This is a genomic window from Sphingopyxis sp. (assembly GCF_036675685.1).
Classification (GTDB): Bacteria; Pseudomonadota; Alphaproteobacteria; order Sphingomonadales; family Sphingomonadaceae; genus Sphingopyxis.
In genome coordinates this window covers 59,864-84,939 of sequence record NZ_JAKFEM010000042.1, presented here as the reverse complement: position 1 = coordinate 84,939, position 25,076 = coordinate 59,864, and the positions used below count along the sequence as shown (strand labels likewise).

Annotated in this window: 16 protein-coding genes; 3 read left to right on the top strand and 13 right to left on the bottom strand. The window is 64.2% G+C overall.

All coding sequences use genetic code 11. The features are described 5' to 3' along the window. Both V6M50_RS16515 and V6M50_RS16510 read right to left on the bottom strand, forming a co-directional pair. Nucleotides 1-684, bottom strand: a complete 684-nt coding sequence (locus V6M50_RS16515) for a hypothetical protein (RefSeq protein WP_332819672.1) — start codon at nucleotides 682-684, stop codon at nucleotides 1-3. Nucleotides 685-712: 28 nt separating this feature from the next. Next, a complete protein-coding gene (locus tag V6M50_RS16510; protein WP_332819671.1) occupies nucleotides 713-1,015 on the bottom strand; it encodes a hypothetical protein in 303 nt (100 codons plus the stop codon). A gap of 292 nt (nucleotides 1,016-1,307) precedes the next feature. Here V6M50_RS16510 and V6M50_RS16505 point away from each other — a divergent pair, with 292 nt between their 5' ends. Both V6M50_RS16505 and V6M50_RS16500 read left to right on the top strand, forming a co-directional pair. Beyond that, nucleotides 1,308-2,219: a LysR family transcriptional regulator gene (locus tag V6M50_RS16505; RefSeq protein WP_332819670.1), complete on the top strand. Its 912-nt coding sequence runs from the start codon at nucleotides 1,308-1,310 to the stop codon at nucleotides 2,217-2,219. Between the two features lie 95 nt (nucleotides 2,220-2,314). After that, entirely contained in the window at nucleotides 2,315-3,559 is a 1,245-nt protein-coding gene (locus tag V6M50_RS16500) for an acyl-CoA dehydrogenase family protein (protein WP_332819669.1), read from the top strand. A 35-nt stretch (nucleotides 3,560-3,594) separates the two neighbouring features. Here V6M50_RS16500 and V6M50_RS16495 read toward each other — a convergent pair whose 3' ends face one another. From V6M50_RS16495 to V6M50_RS16445, 11 genes are all read right to left on the bottom strand, one after another. Then, complete coding sequence (locus V6M50_RS16495; RefSeq protein ID WP_332819668.1) at nucleotides 3,595-4,056, bottom strand: GNAT family N-acetyltransferase; 462 nt, start codon at nucleotides 4,054-4,056, stop codon at nucleotides 3,595-3,597. A gap of 20 nt (nucleotides 4,057-4,076) precedes the next feature. Next, on the bottom strand, nucleotides 4,077-6,407 hold the full coding sequence (locus tag V6M50_RS16490; protein ID WP_332819667.1) for a GH92 family glycosyl hydrolase: 2,331 nt from the start codon (nucleotides 6,405-6,407) through the stop codon (nucleotides 4,077-4,079). 58 nt (nucleotides 6,408-6,465) lie between these two features. Continuing rightward, the gene (locus V6M50_RS16485) at nucleotides 6,466-7,401 is read right to left on the bottom strand and encodes an ROK family protein (RefSeq protein WP_332819666.1); all 936 of its coding nucleotides are present in this window, start codon (nucleotides 7,399-7,401) and stop codon (nucleotides 6,466-6,468) included. Between the two features lie 195 nt (nucleotides 7,402-7,596). Further along, complete coding sequence (locus tag V6M50_RS16480; protein ID WP_332819665.1) at nucleotides 7,597-9,933, bottom strand: GH92 family glycosyl hydrolase; 2,337 nt, start codon at nucleotides 9,931-9,933, stop codon at nucleotides 7,597-7,599. 14 nt (nucleotides 9,934-9,947) lie between these two features. Then, entirely contained in the window at nucleotides 9,948-11,387 is a 1,440-nt protein-coding gene (locus V6M50_RS16475; protein WP_332819710.1) for a glycoside hydrolase family 125 protein, read from the bottom strand. A 7-nt stretch (nucleotides 11,388-11,394) separates the two neighbouring features. Then, entirely contained in the window at nucleotides 11,395-13,719 is a 2,325-nt protein-coding gene (locus V6M50_RS16470; RefSeq protein ID WP_332819709.1) for a GH92 family glycosyl hydrolase, read from the bottom strand. A gap of 14 nt (nucleotides 13,720-13,733) precedes the next feature. Further along, on the bottom strand, nucleotides 13,734-14,807 hold the full coding sequence (locus V6M50_RS16465; RefSeq protein WP_332819664.1) for a glycoside hydrolase family 43 protein: 1,074 nt from the start codon (nucleotides 14,805-14,807) through the stop codon (nucleotides 13,734-13,736). Between the two features lie 126 nt (nucleotides 14,808-14,933). Next, nucleotides 14,934-17,930, bottom strand: a complete 2,997-nt coding sequence (locus V6M50_RS16460; protein WP_332819708.1) for a TonB-dependent receptor — start codon at nucleotides 17,928-17,930, stop codon at nucleotides 14,934-14,936. Between the two features lie 293 nt (nucleotides 17,931-18,223). Further along, nucleotides 18,224-20,173 (bottom strand): glycoside hydrolase family 2 protein, encoded by a 1,950-nt coding sequence (locus tag V6M50_RS16455; protein ID WP_332819663.1) that lies wholly within the window; start codon nucleotides 20,171-20,173, stop codon nucleotides 18,224-18,226. Nucleotides 20,174-20,276: 103 nt separating this feature from the next. Next, nucleotides 20,277-22,646 carry a GH92 family glycosyl hydrolase gene (locus V6M50_RS16450; RefSeq protein WP_332819662.1) on the bottom strand — a complete coding sequence of 790 codons (2,370 nt, stop codon included), beginning with the start codon at nucleotides 22,644-22,646 and terminating at the stop codon, nucleotides 20,277-20,279. A gap of 32 nt (nucleotides 22,647-22,678) precedes the next feature. After that, nucleotides 22,679-23,509: a class I mannose-6-phosphate isomerase gene (locus tag V6M50_RS16445; RefSeq protein WP_332819661.1), complete on the bottom strand. Its 831-nt coding sequence runs from the start codon at nucleotides 23,507-23,509 to the stop codon at nucleotides 22,679-22,681. Nucleotides 23,510-23,691: 182 nt separating this feature from the next. Here V6M50_RS16445 and V6M50_RS16440 point away from each other — a divergent pair, with 182 nt between their 5' ends. After that, on the top strand, nucleotides 23,692-25,062 hold the full coding sequence (locus V6M50_RS16440) for a sugar porter family MFS transporter (RefSeq protein WP_332819660.1): 1,371 nt from the start codon (nucleotides 23,692-23,694) through the stop codon (nucleotides 25,060-25,062). Nucleotides 25,063-25,076: the final 14 nt, after the last annotated feature.

The following is a 25,076-nucleotide window of genomic DNA, read 5'->3' as shown; positions in this document are numbered from 1 at the left end:
TCAGGAAGCGGCAGCGTTCGGGAAAGGCTGCGCGCGTAAACGCGGGAAAACGACGTCAAGCGGCTTGGTGTCGGGCAACACATAGACATATCCGCCTTTCTTCTGGAAAAGTGGACGGACGCTCTTGTTGTAAAGCGCCATAGGCACGTTGATGCAGCCAAATGTGATGCGATTGTCGTCTATCGCCGGTGACAACATGCGCTGGCGGCGCCGTTCCTTCTGGTTGCCCTTCGGGATCGGGTGGAGCGCCACGGACGTGGCATAATCGACCCAGAGCACCTTCTGCCTGCCAGCCGCCATTCCGAATTTCGCGAGGAAGCGCCCCGCGGGCGTTGTCCGCTCCGCGGGGCCGATCTCGGCGAGATTCTTGGTTCCAATGCCCGGAGTAGCCTCGTCTCCGACGGCCACACCGATCAATACCGGAGCTGCGCCAAGCAATTTCCCCTTTGCATCGAATAAAAGGAGGGAGGCGGCCGCCTTGTCGATAATGATATACGGCAGGGCGCCGTTATCCCCCGACGCGGCGATCCAATCGGCAACGCGCGTGGCGGCCTCCGATCGTCTCGCCTCGTCATTTTCCGCAGCGCTCGTCTGCGACACCGTCTGCTCTGAGGTTGGAGGCTTCTCCACCGCTTGTGCAGGCAGGGGGGCGACCAGCGCAAGCGCCAGCAAGGCATGGATCATCGCTCGATGCACTTATTGCCTTGCCGCGTCAGTTGCGCGGCCGCTTCTGCTGGGCTTGCTGCATTCGCTGCTCGATACCATCCACCCGGGCATTGAGTTGATCCAGGCGCTGACCATTATTCTGCGCCTGCCCCGATGCCGACTGGGCTTCTGCCTGTGCGGATTTCGCGGTGGCGTCGGTCGCCTGCAATTGCGTTTCGAGCGCATCGACGCGCTGGCTTACAACGGCGACCTGCTCGCGCACAAAGCCCTTGGTGGCACAGCCACCCAAAGCCAGGGACCCAGTCAAAATCATGACTGCGGGTGCTAGTTTCTTGAGAGACGGGGACATCGAATTCTCCTAATCGTTAATGCCCCCCAGCCGTCCCAAGCCGAGCGCCGACATTCGAACAACGCGATTCTGTCCGGCTGTGCATTCGCTCGGGTAAATGGATGGACTCAGAAGCCCTCCGGCGTACCGCGCAGATGCATCGTGAGCGGAAGCGACAGCGGCGTTCCGGATGTTGGGCACGCCCTCAACTTCCTCCGCGGGACAACGTCGCCGCGATGTCAGTTCACTTCCCCGCCTTTGGCAGTTATGGGTCGGCAACACTCCACATGCCGACTTCGCTTAGGAGAAAGCCTTGCGGCATCTTGCCCGGTTCGATCTCAACCTGCTCAGGATATTCGATGCGATTTTCGCCAGGGGCGGGGTGTCGGCCGCGGCGCGGCACCTGAACCTTTCGCAGCCTGCGATCAGCCACGCGCTCGCCAGGCTGCGCGACACCTTCGACGACCCGCTCTTCGTGCGGCAGGGGAACAGGCTGATGCCGACCCCGGCGGCGCGCGCCATCGCGGGGCCGGTACGTGAGGCGCTGAGCGGGCTCGATGCAGCGCTCGATGCCGCGACGTCGTTCGATCCCGCCGAGGCGACGCGCGAGTTTCGTATCGGGGTGCGGCTGTCGGGCGAGATGCCCCGCTTCTCGTCGCTCGTGTCGCGCGTGCGGAGCGAGGCGCCGCATGTGGCGCTCGCGAGCGTGACCTTTCGCCGGCGCGATCTGGTGAAGATGCTCGCCAATGGCGACCTCGACCTCGCGCTCGATGTCGCCCTGCCCGCCGACGATCGGCTCCGCAGCCAATATCTCGGGACCGAACCGATCGTCGTCGTGGCGCGTAAGGGGCATCCGCGCGTCGACGGCGCGATCGATCTCGACGCCTATCTCGCGCTCGAGCATGTTGTCGCGACCGCGCGACCCTATGGTCCCGGGCTCGAGGATATGGCGCTCGAACGCATGGGTCTTGTCCGGCGCGTCGCCGTCCGGTGCCAGCATGCGATCACCGCCTGGCAGATCGTCGCCTCGTCCGACATGCTCTTTTCGCTCCCGCAATCGCATGCCGAGGTGCTCGACGCGATGTGGCCGATGCAGCTCGTCGACCTGCCGCTGCCGGTCGAACAGAGCGGCAGCTATCTATACTGGCATCAAGCGGCGCAGGCCGATCCCGGCCTTGGCTGGTTGCGCGCGATCATCATCGACGAACTGGCGAAAGCGGACTAGTCATTCGTAAAGCGAATATATAATATTCGATCCTATCATTTTCTTGGATGACATGACGCCGCTACCCTACCGGGCAAATCCAGCGGAGAACTGCCATGTCGCCGATCGAACTCGAAGCCGAACTCAACGACCTCAGGATGTCGAAGGAAGCACAGCCGCTCTTCGATGCCGTGAAGCGCCACATCGCCGAAAATGTCGACCCGATCACCGAGGAATTTTTCCGGCTCGGCGAGGGCCGGGCCGATCGCTGGAGCTGGGCACCGGGGCAGCTCGAACTGCTCGAAGATGCGAAGAACAAGGCGAAGGCAGCGGGCCTGTGGAACTTCTTCCTGCCGCACGGCGACACGGGAACGCCGCTCAGCAACCTCGACTATGCCTATATCGCCGCCGAGCTCGGCAAGTCGCCGCTCGCTTCGGAATCGCTGAATTGTTCGGCGCCCGATACTGGCAATATGGAAGTGCTCGAAATGGTCGGCACCGCCGAGCAGAAAGAGCGGTGGCTTAAGCCGTTGCTGAACGGCGAAATCCGCTCGGCCTATGTGATGACCGAGCCGGGTGTCGCTTCGTCGGACGCGAGCAATTTAGAGACGAGCGCGCGGCTCGAGGGCGATGAGTGGGTCATCAACGGCGAGAAATATTTCATCAGCGGCGCAGGCGATCCGCGCTGCAAGATATTGATCTGCATGGTGAACACAAACCCCGAGGCCGCGAGGAAAGCCCAGCATTCGCAGATCCTGGTGCCGATGGACACGCCCGGGGTGCAGGTGCTCGGCCCAATGCACGTGTTCGGCGCCGACCATGCGCCGCAGGGGCATATGCACATGCGCTTCGACAATGTCCGCGTGCCGAAGGACAATATGCTGCTCGGCGAGGGCCGCGGGTTCGAGATTTCGCAGATGCGCCTCGGGCCGGGTCGTATCCATCATTGCATGCGCACGATCGGCAAGGCCGAACGCGCGCTCGACCTGATGGTGAAGCGCGGCAATTCGCGCACGGCCTTCGGCCGCCAGCTGTCGCAACTCGGCAAGAATCTCGAAGTGATCGCGCGCGCGCGGATCGAGATCGAGGCGATGCGCCTGATCGTGCTCAAGGCGGCCAAGGCGATGGACCTGCTCGGCAACCGCGAGGCGCGCGTCTGGGTGAGCATGGCCAAGGCGATGGTTCCCGAACGGACCTGCCAGATCATCGACCAGGCGATCCAGATCCACGGCGCGACGGGCATTTCGCAGTGGACCCCGCTTGCCGACCTGTACGCCGACGTACGCCATCTGCGTTTCGCCGACGGTCCCGACGAGGTTCACTATATGGTGGTCGGCCGCGACGAACTCGGGCGGCATTGATCGCGCGGGCGGGAGCCGAAAGCGGCCGGTTGGTATCAGATCGCCATGCGATAAACGATGAATCCCGCATGTTCGGCGAGCCGGTCGTACAATCGGCGTGCGACGCCATTGCCCTCGTGCGTCAGCCAGTAGACGCGGCTCGCGCCGGCGGCGCGCGCCGCGGCGCCGACGCGACCCAGGAGAGCGCCGGCAACGCCGCGGCCGCGCGCGGCCTGCGATGTGAACAGGTCCTGGAGGTAGCAGCTGTCGGCGATCGCGGTGGTGCTGCGATGATAGAGGAAGTGGGCGAGGCCGACGAGTTCGCCGCCGGTCTCGGCAACGAGCGCGTGGACCGGCTGGCGCGGATCGAGGAAACGCGCCCATGTCTCGGCGGTGATGTCGGCGGGAAGCGCGGTGTCGCCGCTGCGTCCGTAAAAGGCGTTGTAGCCGTCCCAGAGCGGTAGCCAGCGATCGAAATCGGCGGCGACGGGCGCGCGGATGATGAGGTCGTCGGACATGGCGTTGGCTTTCGTGGCGGTCAGGGGGTGCGACGCGCGGTCGAGAGCGAATAGGGACGCGCCTCGGGCGCCTTGCCCCACGCCGCATCGGGCTGTGCCTGCATCGTGAAGCGCAGCGTGCCGCCGGCGCGGATTTCGGCATCCGAAATCCAGCTGCGCGTCAGCGGTTTGCCGTTCAGTTCGACTTTGCCGACGTATCGGTTGGCGTCGGAGAGGCCCGTTGTCTCGACGGTGAAGCGCTTGCCGCCGGGCAGGTTCAGCACCGCGCGGTCGACGAACGGCCGGCCGATCACATATTGGTTCGACCCCGGCGCGACGGGGTAGAAGCCGAGCCCGGTGAAGACGAGCCATGCCGACATCTGGCCAAGGTCGTCGTTGCCCGAAAGCCCGTCGGGGGTCGGCTTATACTGGCTGTCGACGATCTGCTTCAGCCGCTCCTGCGTCCGCCACGGCGCGCCGGCATAGGCATAGAGATAGGCGACGTGGTGGCTCGGCTCGTTGCCATGGATATATTGGCCGATCAGCCCGGCAATATCCTCGGCATGGCTGTAGTCGAGCTTGCTATTGTCATAGTCGAACATCGCGTCGAGCTTCGCGATCGTCTTGGCATCGCCGCCGAGGATACCGAAGAGCGCGGCCTGGTCCTGCGGGACGAACCAGCTGTACTGCCAGGCATTTCCCTCGGTATAGTCCGAGCCATAGTTGATCGCGGTCGGGTCGAAGGGGGTGCGGAAGCTATCGTCGGCTTTGCGCCCGCGGAGCCAGCCGGTCTTGGCATCGAAGCTGTTCCGCCAGTAACCCGCGCGTTTGTAGAAACGGTCGGCGATGTCCTTGCGGCCCATCTTTTCGGCCATCCGCGCGATCGTCCAGTCGTCATAGGCATATTCGACCGTCTTCGACGCCGCCTCGGGCTCGCGGTCGATCGCGACATAGCCGAGCTTCATATAGTCGCCGAGCCCGCCATAGGGCGCGTAGTCGGCGCTTGCGACCATCGCGTCGAGCGCCTCGTTCGCGTCGAAATCGCCCACGCCCTTCATATAGGCGTCGGCGATGACGGGGACAGCGTGATAGCCGATCATCGTCCATGTCTCGCGCCCATGGAACTGCCACACGGGGAGGATGCCGTGCGGGCTGTGCCTGCGGCTCGCGACGAGCGATTTTACGATGTCGGTGGTCGTCTCTTCAGGCTGGACGAGCGTCAGCAGCGGATGCTGAGCGCGGAAGGTATCCCACAGCGAAAAGGTCGAGCGGAAGGTATAATCCTTCGCGGCGTGGACCTGGTCGTCGGGGCCGCGATAGCGGCCGTCGACGTCGCTCCACACGCTCGGCGCGAGCAGGCTGTGATAGAGCGCGGTGTAGAAATTGGTGCGCATCGGCGCGGGTGCTTCGATTTCGAGCGCGCCGAGCGCCTTGCGCCATTCGCCTTCGGTGCGCGACCGCACGGTATCGAAGTCGGCGCTTTCGGCGTCGAGATTGGCGACAGCGCCCGCCTCGTCGACCCCCGACAAGGCGACGCGGACTTCGAGCGGGCCGCCGAGCTCACCGAAATCGAGCCGCGCTTCGAGCGCCTTGCCGAGCTTTTCGGCGAGCACATCGCTGCCGCGCCCGGGTGCCTGGAAACCCTTGTAGGGAATCTTCTCGTCGCGATCGAGGAAAGCATGGGTCTTGACCGGCGCCGAGAAGCGCATCGCGAAATGGAGCTTGCGCCCCGGCGCCCAGCCGCGCGTCTCGCGGAAACCGGTGAGCGTGCCATCGGGGCGCAGATGCAGCCCCGACCAGAGGATCTTGCCCGAATAATCGTAGAGCGATGAGCGGAGGTCGAGCAGCAGATGCGCGTCCTTGCCCGCCGGGAAGCTGTAGCGGTGGACGCCGACGCGCGTTCCCGCGGTGAGTTCGGCGCGGATGCCGCTGTCGGCGAGCGTCACGGCATAATAGCCGGGGCTCGCCTTTTCGGTCGCATGGTCGAAACGCTGGCGGTAGCCCGAGCCGGGCTGCTTCGGGTTGCCCGGATCGAGCTTGACCTCGCCAACCTGTGGCATGACGAGGATGTCGCCGAGATCCGAATGGCCGGCGCCGGAAAAATGGGTGTGGCTGAACCCCTGGATCGTCGGGTCGGGATAGCTGTAGCCCGCGGCATGATCATAGCATTCGCGGATCTGGCACGTCGCGTCGGTGTCGGGCGACAGCTGGACCATGCCGAAGGGCGCGGTCGCGCCGGGGAAGGTGTGACCTTCGGGGCCGGTGCCGATCATCGGATCGACGAAGCCGAGCGGATCGGGCGCCGGCTGCTCGGCGGCGGACTGGATCGGCAGCAGAGCGAGCAGCGCAGCGGCGACGGACAGGCGTTTCATTCCGCCCTTGTGCCGCCAAGCGCCGGCGCTGTCCAATGGCGAACAGGAAGAGCAATCCTCACGGCGCTGCATATGTTCCCGCGCTTTCGACCGCCTCCATCGCCAGCGCGATCGCGCCCAGCGGACCCGCCATCGTTCCGAGTTCGGGCGACGTCACATAGGCCCCATCGCCGGGGATCTGCATATAGCCCGCAAGGCTGGCCGCTACCTTGGCGTTGATCCGGGGCAGCAATTGCGGCTGGCCCGACAGCACACCGCCGCCCATCGCGACGCGCATCGGCCCGGTGGTGCAGGCCAGCGCATGCACCATCGTGGCGAGACTGTGCACGATCGGCTCCCACACCGGATCGTCGGGCCCGACGCCGGACAGTGGCCGCCCATCGAGCCGCGCGTTCAATGCGGTGCCCGATGCCAATCCCTCGACGCAGTCGTCGTGGAAGCGGCAAACGCTGACCATGTCATCGCCCTTCAGGCGGGGAACGAGGATATGGCCGATCTCGCTGTGGCTGAAACCGCGGGTGGGGCGGCCGTGGACGATCAACCCGACCCCGACCCCGGTGCCCACGGTCACATAGGCGAAATCGTCGAGGCCGCGGCCGCTGCCCCAGCGGATTTCCGCGAGCGCCGCGCCGTTGACGTCGGTGTCGAACCCGATCGGAACGTCGAACGCCGATCGCAGCGGCCCGAGCAGGTCGGCGCCTTCCCAATCGGACTTGTTCGTCGCGCCGATCTGACCGTAGCCGGCCTTGCCGGGGTCGAGCTTGATCGGGCCGAAGGACGCGATACCGAGACCGCAAAAACCGTGCGATCGCGACCAGCTATCGAGCACGGCCTTGATCGCCGGCAGCGTTTCCCACGGCACCGTCGTCGCGATCGTTCGTTGGTCGCGGATGTCGTCCGGGCCCGCGGCAAGCGTGCAGATGCACTTGGTGCCGCCGAGCTCGACGCCGGCGAACAGGCGCGCTTCGCCGCGGTCTGTTACGGGACCATCCATCAGCGCCATCCCCTCGCCCAATCGCTGAGGCTTCTGAAGGGCGCCGGGCCGCAGCGCAAGGCCGAAGCCCGACCGGCCGCCAGAAACATCGTTTCGGATCCGGCGGGGTGGGGCGGCAGGATTTGGGGAGATTTCACGAGAGATTCCGTTCTTATCATTTTCTTTTCGTTACCAAAAACTTGTCTTTAATCTGGCTCATGCGGAAGCAGGACCGAAGGAAGGCGGTCGGTCACCCTTGGCAGTGCCAAACTGCGACGGCTTGGCGCCCATCTCGAAAACCAGCTCACCGCCGCCGATCAGGTCGGCATGCGCGATCCAGTTCTTGCTCCAGGGTTTGCCGTTCCAGCTGACCGACTGGACATAAGGCCGATCGGGACCATTGCCCTCGGCGCGGACGGTCAGCGTCTTGCCTTCGCCCACCGTCACCTCGGCGACATCGAACAGCGGGGATCCGAACACATAGATCGCACTTACAGGATCGACCGGATAGAAGCCGAGCGCCGAGAGGATGAACCACGCGCTCATCTGGCCGCAATCGTCGTTGCCGATCACCCCGTCGGGGTCGTTCTTGTACATTTCGGTGAGCAGGCGCCGGATCATCGCCTGCGTCTTCGCGGGCGCGCCGCAATAGGCGTACATGTACGCGACATGATGGTTCGGTTCGTTGCCGTGCGCATATTGGCCGACGAGCCCCGAGATGTCGGGCGGCGCATTGTCGGGCAAGGTCGAGGGCGCGTTGAACAGCGCGTCGAGTTTCTTCTCGAACTCGGCATCGCCGCCAAAATGGTCGATCAGGCCATGGATGTCGTGCTGGTTGAGGAAGGTCGCCTGCCAGCCGTTCGCTTCGGTATAGTCGCGCCACTTTTTGACGTCATGACCGATCTGGACGGGATCATAATCCTTCCACCAGCTGCCGTCCTTGAAGCGCGGGCGGGCGAAGCGGGTTTCGGGGTCGATGACGCCGCGATAATTTTGCGCGCGCTTGCGCAGCGCCGCCGCATCGTCCTTGGCGCCGACCGCGTCGGCGAGATGCGCCATCGCCCAGTCGTCATAGGCATATTCCTGCGTCCGGCTGACCGATTCCCACACCTCGTCGCACGGGATATAGCCGAGGTCGTAATAGAAATCGCGGCCGAGCGTGCTGTCGATATCCTTATACTCGCGGTCGAAGGCGCGGCGGCGGATGTTCGGCCAGGCGGCGGCGTAATCGGCCTTGATCCCCTTCGCATGCGCCTCGGCGAGCACCGAGACGGCGTGCCAGCCGATCATGCACGCGGTCTCGACCCCCTGCAGCGGCCAGACGAGCGGGCCGGCTGGGCTTTGCGCGGTCTGGCGGCAGAGGTCGCGCGTCAGCAGCGCGGCGCGCGCGGGATCGATCAGCGTCAGCAGCGGATGGAGCGCGCGATAGGTGTCCCACAGCGAATAGGTGCTGAACGCCTCCTCGCCCTTCGCCGCTTCATGCACCTGCCGGTCGAGCCCGACATAACGCCCGTCGCGATCGGTGAAGAGCGTCGGCGCGAGCTGCGCATGATAGAGCGCGCTCGTCATGATCGTCCGCTGCGCCTCGGTGCCGCCCGACACGCGAATGCCGCCGAGCGCCTTCGCCCAGGTGCCGCGCGCGGCCTTGAGCGCGCCGTCGAAGTCCCAAGCCGGGACCTCCTGCGCCAGTGCATCATGCGCGCCTTTTACATCGACCGCCGAAAGCCCTGTCTTGATCAGAATCGGCTGGCCACCGGCATCGTCGAAGAAGAAGGCGACCTTGAGCTTGTTGCCCTTGATCGACTTCGCGCCTTCGGGAGCGGGCTTGCCGTCGTCACCGAAAAATTGCACGCGATCGGGCCTCCGCGACATCTGCATCGCGAAATGGATGCGCCGGCCCTTGGCCCAGCGATTGACCTGCCGGCCGCCGGTCAGCATGCCGTCGTCGCCGAGGTCGAGCGACGCGTCCTCGACGACGATACCCTTGTCCCAGTCATCCTCGATCGCGTGCGCGAAATCGATCAGGATATGCGCAGGCCCCTGGCCGAAGCGATAGCGGTGCAGCCCGCAACGTTCGGTGACGGTCAGCTCGGCGAGCACGCCGGTCTCGAGCTTCACGCGATAATAGCCGGGCTCGGCATGTTCGTCCGAATAACGCTGGCGATAGCCCTCGCCGGGTTTCTCGATCGTGCCGGGTTCGAGCTTCAGCTCGCGCCGCGTCGGCACGACGAGAATATCGAGCATGTCGCCGATGCCGGTGCCCGACAAATGCGTGTGGCTGAACCCCATGATCGAGCCATCTTTCTGATGATAGCCCGAGCAGGCATCCCAGCCGTGGGTGTTCGTATCGGGGCTGAGCTGCGCCATTCCGAACGGCAGCGACGCGCCGGGGAAGGTGTGGCCGTGCCCGCCGGTGCCGATGAAGAGGTTCGGCTTGCCAATCGCGACTGCCTTGCCCTCGCCCGCAACACGCGAGCAGCCGGCGGGGATTGCGCCGCCGAGTGCGAGCAGGCCCGTGGTCGCGAGAAGCTGGCGGCGGCTGGTGGTGATCATCGTCCCCTCCCCGCTCACAGCGGCCGTGCCAGCAGCGCGGGGCGCTTGTCGGCGACCTCGACGATCAGCTGGCCGAACAGCGCGTTGGCCCAGGCGAACCAGCTGCGCGTGAAATTCTTCGGATCGTCCTTGTGGAAGCTTTCGTGCATGAAGCCGGTGCCGCCATGCGTCGTCTTCAGCCAGCGCAGGCATTGCAGGATCGTCGCATCGTCGTCGGCGTTCATCGCGCGGGTGATGATCGACATTGGCCAGATCATGTCGAGGCCGATGTGGGGCCCGCCGATCCCCTCTGCGGCCGTGCCCTTGAAGAAATAGGGGTTGCGGTCGGACCAGGCGAGCGCGGCGGTGCGAAGGAAAATCGGATCGTTCTTGTCGACGACGTCGATCAGCGGCAGGCCCGACAGGCTCGGCACATTGGCGTCGTCCATGAACACCCAGTTGCCGAAGCCGTCGATTTCATAGGCCCAGACCTGACCGCCCTTGCCGTCGTCGATCAGCGCATGCGCTTTCAGCGCGGCCTCGACCTCGGCGGCGAGCGCCTCGGCGTCGGCCGCCGCGGCACTGTCTCCGCGCGCTTCGCGGTGAACGATGGCGATCTTGCGGAGCACCGACACCGCGAACAGGTTCGACGGGATCAGGAAGGGATAGAGGCACGCATCGTCCGACGGGCGGAACATCGAGTGGATCAGGCCGACTTTTTTCGTCGGCGAACCATAACCGCTCAGCATCACGCTGTCGGTAGGCTGGAGCGCCGGGCGCTGGAAGCTGTAGGGGCCCGGCCCATCCTTGCGCTGCTGGGCGCGGAAGGTCTCCACCGCGAGTTTCATCGCGCGCGACCATATGTCGTCGAACGGCGTCTTGTCGCGCGAGCGCGTCCAATATTCGTGGGACAGCCGCATCGGATAGCAGAGCGAGTCGATTTCCCACTTCCGCTCGGCGACACCGGGCTTCATCTCGGTCTTGTCGGTCTGCGACCATTCGAGCTTCGACGGCGCGGTCGGATCCTTGTCGAACGCATTGGCATAGGGGTCGATCAGGATGCAGCGCGCCTGCCGCTGGATCAGCCCCTGGAACAGCCGCTTGAGCTTCGCGTCCTTGGCGACGAGGTGGATATAGGGCTGCACCTGCGCCGAGCTGTCGCGCAGCCACATCGCCTCGATATCGCCGGTGATCACGAAGGTGTCGGGGCGGCCATCAAGCGTGCCCGTCTGCACCGTCGTGTCGAGCGTGTTCGGGTAGCAATTTTCGAACAACCAGGCGAGTTCGGGGTCGGCGATCTTCGCCTTCACCCGCGCGATCTCGGCCTCGATCGCGGGGCTGGTGAAGGCGCGCTGCGCAGGCGCCGGACGCTTGCTGGCGAAGCCGCCCGCAGCGGCGCGTGCGGCGGCGGGCATCGCGGCCGCCAGCGCGAGCGCGCCGGCGCCGGCCATGATCTCGCGGCGATTGGGGGTCATGCTCATCCTACTTTCCACGCGCGCTGATCGAGAAGGGCGCATCGGCGGGGGCGGCGCCCCATTGCTTGTTCGGCTTGGCGCCCATCACGAAGTCGACCGTGCCGCCCTGCGACAGCGCGCGATGGGTGAAATAGGTCTTGCTCTGCGGCTTCCCGCCAAGCGCGACCGACTGAAGATAGACGTTCGTCGCGCTATTATTCGCGGCGTTGATCGTCAGCGTCTTGCCGTTCGGCATCGTCAGCACCGCCTTTTGGAACAGCGGGCTGCCGATCGCATATTCGCCCGTCGCCGAGGCGACCGGGTAGAAGCCCAATGCCGAGAAGACGTACCAGGCCGAGGTCTGGCCATTATCCTCGTCGCCCGGATAGCCGTCAGGCGCCGAAGAATAGAGCTTCGCCATGATGTCGCGCACACGATGCTGCGTCTTCCACGGCGCACCCGCCCAGTTGTAGAGATAGGGCATGTGCTGGATCGGCTGGTTGCCGTGGGCATATTGGCCCATGTCGACGATCTGCATCTCGCGGATCTCGTGGATCACCTGGCCGTAATAGCTTTCGTCGAAGATCGGCGGGGTGGTGAAGATCGCATCGAGCCGCTCGACGAATTTCTCGCGCCCACCCATCAGCGTCATCAGCCCCTGGACGTCCTGCATCACCGCCCAGCTGTAATGAAGCGCGTTACCCTCGGTGAAGGCGTCGCCCCATTTGTACGGGTTGAACGGCGTCGACCACGACCCGTCCTGGTTGCGGCCGCGGATCCAGCCGCTCTGATTGTCGTAGAGCTTCTGATAGTTCAGCGCCCTTTCGCGATATTTCTTCGCATCGGCATCCTTGCCGAGCGCTTTCGCGAGCTGCGCGATCGAAAAGTCGGCGGTCGCATATTCGAGCGTGCGTGCGGCATTCTCGTTGATGCCGACGTCATAGGGGACATAGCCGAGCTGGTTGTAATATTCGGCGCCCTCGCGCCCGACCGCGGCGATCACCTTGCCCGCCTTGTCCTTCGGCCGGCCCTCGCTTGTCGTCGCATTCTTGATCATCGCTTCATAGAGCGTCTCGACGTCGAAACCGCGCACACCGTTGAAATAGGCGTCGGCGATCAGGTTCGCCGAGTTCGACCCGATCATCACGTTGCGATAGCCGGGGCTTGCCCATTCGGGCAGCCAGCCGCCCTCCTTATAGGTGTTGACCAGCCCCTGCATGATCTGGCTGTCGAGGTCGGGATACATCAGCGCGAAGAAGGGGAAGACCGCGCGCCAGGTGTCCCAGAAGCCGTTGTCGGTGAACATGTAACCGTCATGCACCTTGCCGTCGTACGGGCTGTAGTGGACGATCTTTCCGGTCGCGTCCTTTTCGTGGAACATGCGCGGGAATTGCAGCATCCGGTACAGCGACGAATAGAAGGTGCGGACCTTTTCGGGGTCGGGATCGGTCACACGGATGCGCGAGAGTTCCTTTTCCCACGCCGCCTTCGCCTTTGCTTGCGTCGCATCGAAGCTGTCACTGCCGATTTCGCTGCGCAAGTTCAGCAACGCCTGTTCGGGGCTGATGAACGACGACGCGACGCGGACATGGACCTTGTCGCCCTTCTTGGTCTTGAAGCTCAGCACCGCGCCGACATGATCGCCCTCGCGCGCGAGTTCGTTCGTCGGCGCGTTCTCGCCCGCCCAGGTGCGCGCGAGCGTGAAGTCGCGGTCGAATTCGGCGACGAAATAATTGTGGAAATTGTCGGGCACGCCGCCGCTGTTGTTGCGGACATAGCCGGTGATGCGGCGGTTCTTGACGTCAACCTTGACCATCGAGCCGCCAGCGAGACCGTCGAGCAGGATGTGCGCGTCATCGCTCTCGGGGAAGGTGAAGCGGAACTGCGCGGCGCGCTCGGTCGGCGCGACCTCCGCGGTCACGTCATAATCTGCGAGATAGACTTTGTACGAATAGGGGCGCGCGACCTCAGCCTTGTGGCTGAACCAGCTGCCGCGGTCCTGCTGCTTGACCTTCACCGGGCCGGTTTCGGCCATCAGCGCGAAAGCGGCATAGTCGTTCATCCACGGGCTCGGCTGGTGCGTCTGCTTGATGCCGCTGATCTTTTCGCCGTCATAGGTATAGCCCCAGCCGTTTCCCGGTTCACCGGTCACCGGGGTCCAGCTGTTCATGCCAAAGGGCACCGCGACCGCGGGATAGGTGTTGCCGTACGACAGGCGGTAGCTCGAATCGGTGCCCATCAGCGGGTTGACGAAATCGACGAGCGCGGTCTGCTGCGTGCCCGACTGCGCGAGCGCCGCGGGCGTCCCGACGCTGGTGAGCACAAGCGCGCTTGCGGCGGCGCTCAGCATCATCTTGCGGATCGTCTTCACTTCGTCTCTCCCCTGTTTGCCGGCGATCCCGGCAGCGGGCGCGCTGCGACGCCCTCGTTCGTCATTATCACCGGCGCGATCGTGCCGTCGGCGTTGAAGGTCATACGGTCGATCGCGAGCTGGCGCCGCTCACCGCTTGTTTCATCGAGCGGACGGCGATGGTACGCGATATACCAGTCGTCGGTACCCGGCACATTGACCACCGAATGATGCCCCGCGCCGCGCGCGATCTTGAAATCCTGGCTCAATATCTTGCCCATCAGCTTGAACGGCCCGGTGGGCGACGGCCCCATCGCATAGGCGACCGAATAGTCGGGGCCAGTCCAGCCGCCCTCCGACCACATCAGATAATAGACGCCCTTGCGCTTCACCATGAACGAACCCTCGACATAGCCGGGGGGCGTGATTTCCTTATAGGTCGTGCCGTCGGCAAAAGGCTCGATCGAGGTCAGGTCGCCGCCCAGCCGCACGACGTTGCAATGCTTCCAGCCGCCATAATAGAGATAATGCTGCCCATCGTCGTCGCGAAAGACGAACTGGTCGATCGGCTGCGCGCCATTATGGAAGGCGTCGATCAGCGGCTTGCCGATCGCATCCTTGAACGGCCCCTCGGGGCGATTGCTGACCGCAACGCCGATGCCGCCAAGCTGGTCGTCCGACTGAATATCGTTCGCGCCGAAGAAGAGATAATATTTGCCGTCCTTCTCGATCGCCGAGGGCGCCCACACGGCATAGGCGGCCCAGGCGACATTCTCGACATCGAGAGCATGGTCGTGCTTCGTCCAGTGGACGAGGTCGGGCGATGAAAAGGCGTTAAAGAAGGTCTGGAAATGATAGGAAGGCCTGACCGTCTTTTGCTCGCGCAATTCCTTCTGCTTTTCGCTGAAATGCTTTGAGACGTCCGGCGTCTCGCCATGGTCCGAATAAGTGGGATAGATCCAGTAGCGATCGCCGAAGACACGCATTTCGGGGTCGGCGTACCAGCCGGGGACGATCGGATTCTGCGCCGAAGCGGTGCCGCTGGCCAACAGCGTTGCACCCAGGATCAGCGATTTCAACCCGACACGCACGCCTGCGTCCCTCCCCATCTATCCGTTATAAATTTGCCGTACCGAAGCATGAACCCGCGCGCCCGGAAAGAGGTGGGTGGCTCCTTGCGGAGCCACCCAAGTGGGAGAGCTGGGGTATGGGCCCCATCAGAACTTGTATGACACACCAACATAGGCGCGGCGACCGAAGTAGTTGCTGCGGACAAAGCGATCCTTGGTGTCGTTACCAAGGTGCTGGCGCTCTTCCGATTTGGTCAGGTTGATGACCGAAGCGGTGAGCATCAGCCCGTCCATCAGCTCGTACGACGCGTTGATGTCGACCTGTTCATAGGGGTCGGTGTAGATGTTGAGACCCGAAGAGAGCCCTTCGACAACTTCGCCGCGGCGGTTGTACGAAGCGCGGACGAGGAATTTGTCGGTTTCGTAGAAGACCGACGCGTTGACCTGCGTCTTCGCGCTGCCGACGAGTGCCGATTTGCCCACTGTCTCGCCGTCGAGTGTGATGTCGGCGACCGAGGTGTCGTTATAGGTGAAGTTCACCTGCGCACCGAGGCCGAAATCGAACGTGTGCTGGGCGTAGACTTCGACGCCCTGCGACTTGGCGTTCGAGCCGTTGGCGACGGTCGAATAGGGCTGGATCAGCACCTGTTCGCCATTCACTTCGCGTGTCACGTCGAGCACGAGCGGAACGACGAAGTCGGACACGTCCTTGCGGAATAGGCCGACGCCGAGCACCGAGCCGCGCTTGAAATACCATTCGACGCCAAGGTCGTACTGCCAGGCAGAGAAGGGCTGGAGATCGGCGTTGCCGCCGCTGCCCGACCAGCCTTCGAATTCGCCGAACTGGCCGCGGTCAAAGGCATAGGCCTCCGAACGATAGGTGAGCGAACGCTGCGACCCCAGATCGTTGAACGACGGGCGCGCAATCACCTTGGCGACCGCGCCGCGTACGACGATATCCGGTGTGACCTCATAGACGACGTTCAGGCTCGGCAGCCAGTCGGTGTAGCTTTTCGACTGGTCGACCTGGGTGTTGACGATCACCTCGCGCTGCGAAAGCGGCAGCACCTGGCAATTGCCGTCGGGGCCGATCGGCACGTTCGGATCGAACGGGCCGCCCGGGCCGTTGACGCAATAGTCGTTGAGGAATTGCAGGCGATCCGAGGTCAAGCCCGACTGCTTCGTGTGCGCAACGCGGACGCCGATGTTGCCGCGCAGCGGGCCGGTTGCGAAATCGGCCTGGACATAGCCGGCGAACACCTTCTCCTTCAGGTCATAGGTGTTGTTCGGCTCGGGGACGCGCACCGACGGGCCATAGGTTTCGTTGATATAGTCGAGATAATTGCTGAAGTTGATGCCGGGGAACGAACTCGCATTGAACCCGCCGGCGATGTTGCCGATCGGCTTGTCATAGAAATATTCGGGGCGAGCAACGGCGCCCGCGGGCGTGTCCTGATAGCGCAGCTTGGTCGCCGGATCGGCGTACCATTCGTTGCGGCCGGTTTCGCGGTGGATGCTCATCTCGCGCCACTTGCCGCCGACACGGAACGCGCTGAGGAAGCTGTCGAAGCGGCGGACGAGATCGAGCTGCGCATAGCGCTGCGTGATCGCGCTGTTGGTGAAGCCCGATCCGGTCGAGCCGACGTCGATCTGGGCGATGCCGTTCTTGATATTCTCCTGCAGTTCGGGCGAGAATTCCATGTTGAGATTTCCGCCGGTGAAATCCCACATGCTCAGGAAGTTGCCGTTCTGCTCCTGCCCGGTCACCGTCAGGCGCGGCTTTACAGCGACGCCGAAGCGCATCGACGGACCGCCGGTGGCCCGCGTCTTGCCGAATTTCAGCACCGCGTCGAAATTGTCCTGATTCCAGGCAACCTCGGTCTCGAACGTGTTCGAAACCTGCTTTTCGCGGCTGTACGAGCCCGCGAGCTGCGGCGTTTCCATCGTGCACGGCGGCGTGTTGACGAGGCATCCGGTTCCAACTGCGGGCACCTGGAAATTCGCCGACTGGAAGATCGTGCCGCTCTCGTCGAAGGTCGGCGCGGTGAAGAAATTGCCATAACCCCATTCGGGGATCTTGAGCACGTTGCTCTGCCAGTTGCTCTTATAATCGAAGCGGAAATAATTGGCAGTGACGGTCAGATTTTCGATCGGGCGCATCTGCGCGGTCGCCTGGATGCCCAGGCGCTTGCGCTGCTGCGAAAAGACTTCGGCATTGACCGACTGCGGCGCCCAATAGCCCGAGTAATGCTTGCCGTCCTGACCCGTCACGCCGGTGCCCGGCCAATAGGAAATCGCGTCGTCATTCTCGAACGGATTGCCGTTGACGTCGGTCGCGGGCGTTATGATGTCGCCGTTCGCGTCGCGGTCGCTCCACCAGCGCCAGGTCTCGGTCGAACCGCGCAATTCGCGATTCGCGCGTTCCTGATAGGTCGCGCCGATCAGGAAGCCGAGGCGCTCTTCGGGGTCTTTCCACGAAATCTGGCCGGCGATTTGCGGATCGAATTTCTTCGTCGTATCCGAATAGGTGCCCTCGGCCGAGACGAAGCCCGACCAGGCCGGCAGGTCGAACGGACGGCGGGTGTTGAGGATCACCGTGCCGCCGACGCCGCCCTCTTCGAGCCGCGCCTCGGCGGACTTGTAGACTTCGGTGCTGGCGATGAAGTTCGACGGCAGCAGGACATAGTTGAACGAACGCGACGGATCGCCGCTGTCGGCGCCGGCGATGAAATTTCCGTTGAGCAGGGTCAGCGTCAGGTCCGACTGAAGACCGCGGATGCTGACGCGGCTGCCCTCGCCGCCGTCGCGGGTGATGATCACACCCGGCACGCGCTGCAGCGCGTCGGCGACGTTCTTGTCGGGGAATTTGCCAATGTCCTCGGCGGTGATGACCTCGATCAGCGAATTGGCTTCGCGCTTCTGTTCGAGGCTCTGCTCGATCGATTTGCGATAGCCGGTGACGACGATCGCGTCGCCCGGCGCCTCTGCCGTCTCGTCTGCCGGCGGCTGCGTCGCCGGCGCTGCCTGCGCATGGGCCTGCCCGGCGCTGCACAGCGCGGCGAGCGTGCCCGCGCTCAGCATCAGTTCGCGCACCAGCCGCTCGCGCCGCGCCGCTTTCGCTGAATGGATTTGTCCTGCCTTCATCACATCGACCTCCCTGTTCGAGGGGCTGTTCGCCCCCACTCGTTATCCGGTGCCATCGAGTCACCGGGCAGCGGATCATCCGACCCGTTGAGCCTCTATCAGAATATAAAAAACAATTTGTCAAAATAAATTTTTCAAGCCGGTGGCGGGACGCGATGAATCGTTACGGAACCGTCAAAACGCGCAGTTTTTCGTAGTTTTGCGTGGAAATCGGCTCACGGCCGCAGACCATCGCGCCCGCCATCCCCGACTCCGGGGACAGCAGGTGCCGTCACGCTCTCGCCCGCCGCCGGTCAGTCCGGAGTCGGGGTGTTCCACAGCGGCGCGGAGATCTCAGCCAACGCCTCCGCCGACGCCTTCGGCACCGCGCGGTCATAGGTCAAAAGGCCGTTGATCTCGTCCTCGACGTCGGTCGTCTGGGTGTAGACCGAGGCGCTGAGTCCGGCCTCCTTCGCCTGCCGGATCACGCCTTCCATCTTGCGGCGGAAGCGGACGAGATATTCCTTCTCGTCCTGCGCGACCTGATAGCTCCAATTGCCCTTGCCCGGCTTCCAGATATGCCCCGGCACCGGGAAACCGACCCCGCCATATTCGCCGAGCACGATCGCGCGGTCGGCCTGCAGCAGTGGCGTTTTCGGCACATCCTCATAGGTGTGGATGTCGAGCATATCGGAGTCGTTCGGCGCGACGTCGAGCCAGCCCGAATTGGCATCGACCAGCCGCGTCGGATCGATCCCCTTCACGAAACGCGACAGGGTCGCCGAATCATATTGGCCCCACCCCTCATTGTTGACGACCCACGTCACGATCGAGGGGAAGGCGCGCAGCTCGCCGATCATCTCGGACAATTGCTTTTGCTGCTCGGCCATCGTCTCCGACGGGAAGATCGCCTGATACTGACTGGTGCCGGCGAGATACTGGTCCTCGCCGCCGCCCGAGGGCATGTCCTGCCAGATCAGCATGCCGAGCCGGTCGGCGTCGTGATAATAGCGCGCGGGTTCGACCTTGATATGCTTGCGCAGCATGTTGAACCCCGCCTTCTTCAGGAAGACGATGTCGCTCTTCATCGCCTCCTCCGACGGCGGCGTATAAAGCCCGTCGGGCCACCAGCCCTGATCGAGCGTGCCGTGCTGGAACAGCGGCTTGTTGTTGAGCAGGATCGCGGGCTGCCCCGCCACCCGGCCGGGCCCGATCGAGATCTTACGCATCGCGAAATAGGCCGCGACGCTATCGCGCGGCGCGCCCTGCACCCGCGCCTTCGCATAGACGCGCCGCTCATGATCGGTGAAGCGCGAGTCATAGGCCTTGCGGTCGCGCTCGGCTTCGCCCGCATAGGGATCGGCGATCGTCACCAGCTCGACCTTGAGATCATAGAGATGAGGGTCGTCCGGCGACCAGAGATGCGCGTTCGGAATGGCAAGCGACGCCTGCCGGTTGGCGCGAATGATCGTCGAGGCGACCGTCTTGCCGCCCGCGCTCGCGGTCAGCCGCACCGCGTCATTGTCGTTCGCCCAGCCGGAGAGCGCCACGGCGACATCGACGGTGCCGCGGTCGATGTCGGGGGTTGCGCGCACTTCTGCGATATGGAGCTTCGGGACCGGCTCGATCCACACCGTCTGCCAGATGCCGCTGACCGCGGTGTACCAGATGCCCGCGGGATCGAGGATCTGCTTGCCGCGCGGCTGCGTGCCCACGCTGGTCGGATCGGTGACCTCGACGATCAATTCGTTCGCGCCCGATTTCATATACGGTGTGATGTCGAAACCGAAAGCGTCGAAACCGCCCTTGTGCGAGCCGACGACCGATCCGTTGACGCGCACCGTGGCCTCATAATCGACCGCGCCGAAGTTGAGCATGACATGCTCGCCCTGCCATTCGGCGGGGACGGTGAAGCTGCGGCGATACCAGACACGGTCGTCGGGCGTCACCTTGCGTGCGACGCGCGACAGCCTGGACTCGACCGGGAATGGCACGAGGATTTTCCCGTCCATCGTCGCCGGACGCTCGGCCGCCGTGGGCGCGATGGCATAATCCCAGAGGCCGTTGAGGTTGACCCAGCGATCGCGCACCATCTGCGGGCGCGGATAGAGACGCCAGGCGTTTTCGGGTGTCACTTCCTTGCCCCACCGCGTCATCAGATCGCTGGTGTAGACGGCGTCACCAGCGGGCGGTGCGGCAGTCTGGGCCTGCGCCGCGACCGGCGCGAGAGCGAGAAAAGATGCGATGATCAAAAGGCTGCGCATGGAAACGATCCTGTTGGAATTGGGGAGAGCCCAGGACCCTTAAGGGGGATGAGGCGGGTCCTGGGCTCGCGCCCCCGCGGGGGCTGCGGGGGCGATGGGCTGGTTAGCGCTTTCGCGACATCGACGGCGGCGCGGCGTCGGGCGCGGCGCCCCACGCCTTGTTAGGCTTCGGCCCCATGGTGAAGACGAAGGTCGCGCCGTCCTTGACATCGTCGTGACGGAACCATGGCTTGTTCCACGGCTTGCCGTTCAGGGTCGCCGACTGGATGTAGACATTGGTCGCCGAATTATTATTCGCGACGATCCGCAGCGTCTTGCCATTGCCCATGTCGAGGCTGGCGTCGTCGAACACCGGGCTGCCAATGATATAGTCCTGGCTCGACGGATCGACCGGGTAGAAGCCGAGCGCCGAGAGCGCGTACCACGAAGAGGTCGCGCCCTGATCGTCCATCCCCGGATAGCCGTAACCCGACGCATCGCTGCCATAGGTTGTGCCCAGGATCTGGCGCACCAGCGCCTGTGTCTTCCAAGGCTGGCCGCTCCAGTTGTAATAATAGGGCGCCTGCTGGTCGGGCTGGTTGCCGTGGACATATTGCCCGATCACGCCGGTGCAATCGCGGCAGATGCCGGTGGGGTTATACGGCTTGGTGAAAAACTCGTCGAGCTTGGCATTGAACGCATCGCGCCCCCCGATGAGGCCGATCAGCCCCTGCACGTCGTGCGGCACGAGCCACAAGGTCGACCAGCCCGACGCCTCCTTCATCATGAAATTATAATAGGGTTCCTGCGGGTCGAAGGGCGCGATCCACTTGCCGTCGGCGGTGCGCCCGCGGATGAAGCCGATCGATTTGTCGAAGACGTTGGCATAATTGCCCGCGCGCTTCAGGAACATCTTGTGGTCGGCATCCTTGCCGAGCTTTTTCGCGTAGAGCGCGAGCGCATAATCGTCCCACGCATATTCGAGCGTCTTGTCCGCCCCCGCCTTGCCGCCGGCATAGGGCGGGCTGGGATTATGGTCGGGCACGATGTCCGATATCCAGCCCTGCTTCATATATTCGGCGAGATAGCCGCGCGGCCCCTTCGGGTCGGTCGCGTTCTTGCGCAGATATTCATAGGCGGCTTCATAATCGAATTCGATACCGCGCTCCCACGCGCCGAGGAACAGGAACACCGCGTTGTCGCCGTGGAAGGAGGTGTTCATATAGCCCTTCTCGCGCGCCATCGCGAGTTCGGACGCCATGATGTTCTGGACCGCATCGGGCTCCATCAGTTCGAGCAGCACGATCTGGTTGCGCCCCGTATCCCAGAAGGGAACCGGACCGTAACGGTCGTGCGTCGCCGTCTGGACCTTGCCATTGGTGTCGGCGAATTTCTCGCCCTTCTGCGCGATCAGGCGCGGCGAAGCGAAGGACTGGAACAGCGTCGAGTAGAAGAGCTTGCGCTGCTTATCGGTGCCGCCGGTCACGCGGACGCGGTTCAGGAGCTGCGCCCAAGTATCGCGCGCCGCCGCATGGACGCCTTCGAAATCCCATCCCGGCACTTCGGCGGCGAGCCGCTGTGCGGCCTGCTCATAGCTGGTGCCATGCGCCATCTTCACCAGCACCTGCTCGCCGGCTTTCGTCTTGAAGGTCACATAGCTGCCGGCATAGCTGCCCGACATCTCGCGCCCGCCGGGTTTCACGTCGCTGGTGCCGATGCCCCAGCCCGCATTGTCGCCGGGCGCCTTGCGGAAGGTGCCGAGCGCGGCGAAGGGCTTCGAAAATTCGGCGACGAAATAGCCGCCGTCGGCGCTGTCCTTGTCGTTCGATATGCCGCGTATGATGCGGTCGCCGACGACCTCGACCGAGCCGCCGTGGCGCGGCAGGTTGACGATGATGTTCGACCGCTCGCTCGCAGGAAAGGTGAAGCGCATCACGCTCGCCCAGCGCGTCGCGGTGAGTTCGGCCTGCGTGCGGAAGCTGTCGAGATAGACCGAATAATAGCCCGGCGACGCCTTCTCGCGCGACTTGTCATAGTATGACTGGCTGTAGGCGGGCGGCGGCGACCAGTCGCCGACCACCGGCATGATGAAAGGCTCGGCGCCGCCGCCATAGGTCGAGCCGCCGCCGCCGGTGAAGCCGATCATCGTCGGGTTGGTGTAATAATAGGGAACGGGGACGCCGTTCGGATAGAGAAGCTCGATATTATTGTTCACCGGCGCCGCCTCGACCGATCCGTGCGGAAGGCGCGCGCCCGGCGAGGTCTGCCCCGAATAGACCGGCTCCCCCGGCGGCGGCGCATTGCCGATCAGTTTCGGATCGTCGAGCGGCGCGGTCCCGACCAGCGGATCGGCGAGATCGACGGGCGATTGTGCCTGCTGCGCCGTCGCGGTTGGGAAGGCCAGTATGAGCGGCAGCATCGCCAAGGACGATGCGATGATCGCCATCTTTCGCGATCTGCGCTTGCCCTGCCATCGGACGGTCTCATCTCTCATCTGGATCCTCCTCCCGATCATCATCTTGTGCGTCAGCCGTGCAGGCGCCGGTCGCCCGGATAGGCCAGCAACAGGTCGGCGGTGGCGTTGGCATCGATGCGCGTCGTGCCAGCGAGCGTCAGGCATTCGCCGGCGCGAAAGGGAATATTGTCGATCACACCGCCTCCGCTTACCGGGATCAGCCAAGCGGTCGTGTCCTCGGGCAGCGACAGCGTACGCGCGCCACCACCAAGCCGCTCGAGTATGAATTTCGGCCCCTCGACCAAGATCGTGCGGTCGTCGGCAACGCGGCCGGGCGAAGCATAGGGCACATAGGGAGAGGCGTCGGCGACCGCGACGCCGTCGTCCAGATACAGCTCGCGCGGCCGGCCATAATCATAGAGACGATAGGTCGTTTCGCTATTCTGCTGCACCTCGATCAGCGTCAGCCCTGCGCCGATCGCATGCACCGTGCCCGACGGGACATAGAAAAAGTCACCCGCCTTGACCGGCTTCCAGTCGAGCAATTGCTCGATGCTGCCGTCGAGTGCCGCCTGGCGCAGCGCGACCTTGTCGACCGGTTCCTTCGTCCCCAGCGCGATGGTGGCATCGGGCGCGGCATCGAGGATCAGCCAGCATTCGTCCTTGCCGCGCGGCAATCCACGGGCATGCGCCTGCTCGTCGTCGGGGTGCACCTGCACCGACAGCTTCTCGCTGGTGAAGAGATATTTGATCAGGAGGTCGGGCTGACTGTCGCCGGGCGCCTGAAACCAGACCTCGCCGACCGGCTCGCCGCCCGCGGGCGGATCGCGAAACGGACCCCATAGTCGGTGGCGCCCCCAGGGCTTTTCCACGCGGTGGGTCGCAAGCAATGTCGCCGGCACGAGCCTCTCCCTGTTTCCCGCCCGCCCTTCCGGTTCGGATCTGGTTTTTAGAAAACTGCCCTGGCCGGGCGCTCCTCGTCAAGATAATAATGAAAATTAATTTATTTGATCGGAATCGGCTTTGTGGCATGTTGATCGACAATCAGGACGGGCGCCGGCGCTCGATCCGTTGGAGAGAGTGGATGACAGGCAAGCACGACCGCGACGCGTTTTCCGGTCCCGACGCACCGCAGCGCGTCGGCGGTAGCCGCACCTTGGCCGCCGCGATCGGGACAGCGGCATTGGCCGGCCTCCTCTTCGGGTTCGATACCGCGGTGATCGCCGGCGTCACAGGCGACCTGACCAATCTGTTCGCCCTCACCCCCGAAACGCTCGGGATTACCGTTTCGGCGGCGTTATGGGGAACCCTCGTCGGCGCGCTGTTCGCCGGCAAGCCCGGTGACGCGTTCGGCAGTCGCGACAGTTTGCGCGTGCTCGCTGCCTTCTATTTCATCGCGGGAATTGGCTGCGCGCTTGCATCGAGCTGGCCGATGTTCCTCATCTTCCGCTTCCTGTGCGGGCTTGCGATCGGCGGCTCTTCGGTCCTCGCGCCCATCTATATCGCCGAAATCGCGCCGCCGCGACATCGCGGATTGCTGGTCGGCCTGTTCCAGCTGATGATCGTGACCGGCATTCTGGTCGCCTATCTCAGCAATGCGACGATCGCGGGGCTGGTCGGCGGAGACGCGGCCTGGCGGTGGAAGCTGGGGGTCACCGCCGCCCCTGCCCTGCTGTTCTTCGTGCTGCTGTTCGCGATTCCCAACAGCCCGCGCTGGCTCGTCGCGAAGGGACGCCGCGACGAAGCGCGCGTGGCACTGGCGCGGATCGGCACGTCCCCCGATGCGGCCGAAGCCGAACTCCGCCGCGTCGAGCAAGCACTCGAGCGCGACCCACCCGGCGAGAAACTCTCGTGGCGCCGCCATCGCCGGCCGATGATGCTCGCGGTCCTTGTCGCGATGTTCAACCAGCTCGCCGGGATCAACGCGGTGCTCTATTATCTGAACGACATCTTCGTCCGCGCCGGGTCGCTGTCGCCCGACCGCCAGGCCGTGCTGATCGGGATCGCCAACCTGATCTTCACGCTGGTCGGCATGGCGCTGATCGACCGGCTGGGACGCAAGACGTTGCTGTTGATCGGCGCCGCCGGCATGGCCCTGTGCCTCGCCGTCGCGGCCGGGGTTCTGTTCGGCACGCTCGGCACCGGCCTGATGCTGCCGGCGCTGATCGGCTTCATCGCCTTCTTCGCGACCAGCCAGGGCGCGGTCATCTGGGTCTATATCTCGGAAATCTTCCCCACGCCGGTACGCGCGCGGGGAAGCGCGCTCGGCGCCAGCACGCATTGGCTGATGAACGCACTGATCGCCGGCCTCTTTCCCATATTGATAGCCTGGTCGCCGGGAGCGCCGTTCGCAATCTTCGCCGCCGCGATGGTCGTTCAGTTCATCGTCGTCGCGGCCATCTTCCCCGAAACCCGGGGCGTCGATCTCGACGAGATGGCGCAGCGGATCGAGTAGGGCTCCGAGTAGAG

Excerpts from the sequence above, each read along its gene's own strand:
- V6M50_RS16515 (WP_332819672.1), bottom strand. The coding sequence starts at position 684 with ATGATCCATGCCTTGCTGGCGCTTGCGCTGGTCGCCCCCCTGCCTGCA.
- V6M50_RS16510 (WP_332819671.1), bottom strand. The coding sequence starts at position 1,015 with ATGTCCCCGTCTCTCAAGAAACTAGCACCCGCAGTCATGATTTTGACT.
- V6M50_RS16500 (WP_332819669.1), top strand. The coding sequence starts at position 2,315 with ATGTCGCCGATCGAACTCGAAGCCGAACTCAACGACCTCAGGATGTCG.
- V6M50_RS16495 (WP_332819668.1), bottom strand. The coding sequence starts at position 4,056 with ATGTCCGACGACCTCATCATCCGCGCGCCCGTCGCCGCCGATTTCGAT.
- V6M50_RS16490 (WP_332819667.1), bottom strand. The coding sequence starts at position 6,407 with ATGAAACGCCTGTCCGTCGCCGCTGCGCTGCTCGCTCTGCTGCCGATC.
- V6M50_RS16485 (WP_332819666.1), bottom strand. The coding sequence starts at position 7,401 with ATGGATGGTCCCGTAACAGACCGCGGCGAAGCGCGCCTGTTCGCCGGC.
- V6M50_RS16480 (WP_332819665.1), bottom strand. The coding sequence starts at position 9,933 with ATGATCACCACCAGCCGCCGCCAGCTTCTCGCGACCACGGGCCTGCTC.
- V6M50_RS16475 (WP_332819710.1), bottom strand. The coding sequence starts at position 11,387 with ATGACCCCCAATCGCCGCGAGATCATGGCCGGCGCCGGCGCGCTCGCG.
- V6M50_RS16470 (WP_332819709.1), bottom strand. The coding sequence starts at position 13,719 with ATGATGCTGAGCGCCGCCGCAAGCGCGCTTGTGCTCACCAGCGTCGGG.
- V6M50_RS16460 (WP_332819708.1), bottom strand. The coding sequence starts at position 17,930 with ATGAAGGCAGGACAAATCCATTCAGCGAAAGCGGCGCGGCGCGAGCGG.
- V6M50_RS16455 (WP_332819663.1), bottom strand. The coding sequence starts at position 20,173 with ATGCGCAGCCTTTTGATCATCGCATCTTTTCTCGCTCTCGCGCCGGTC.
- V6M50_RS16450 (WP_332819662.1), bottom strand. The coding sequence starts at position 22,646 with ATGAGAGATGAGACCGTCCGATGGCAGGGCAAGCGCAGATCGCGAAAG.
- V6M50_RS16440 (WP_332819660.1), top strand. The coding sequence starts at position 23,692 with ATGACAGGCAAGCACGACCGCGACGCGTTTTCCGGTCCCGACGCACCG.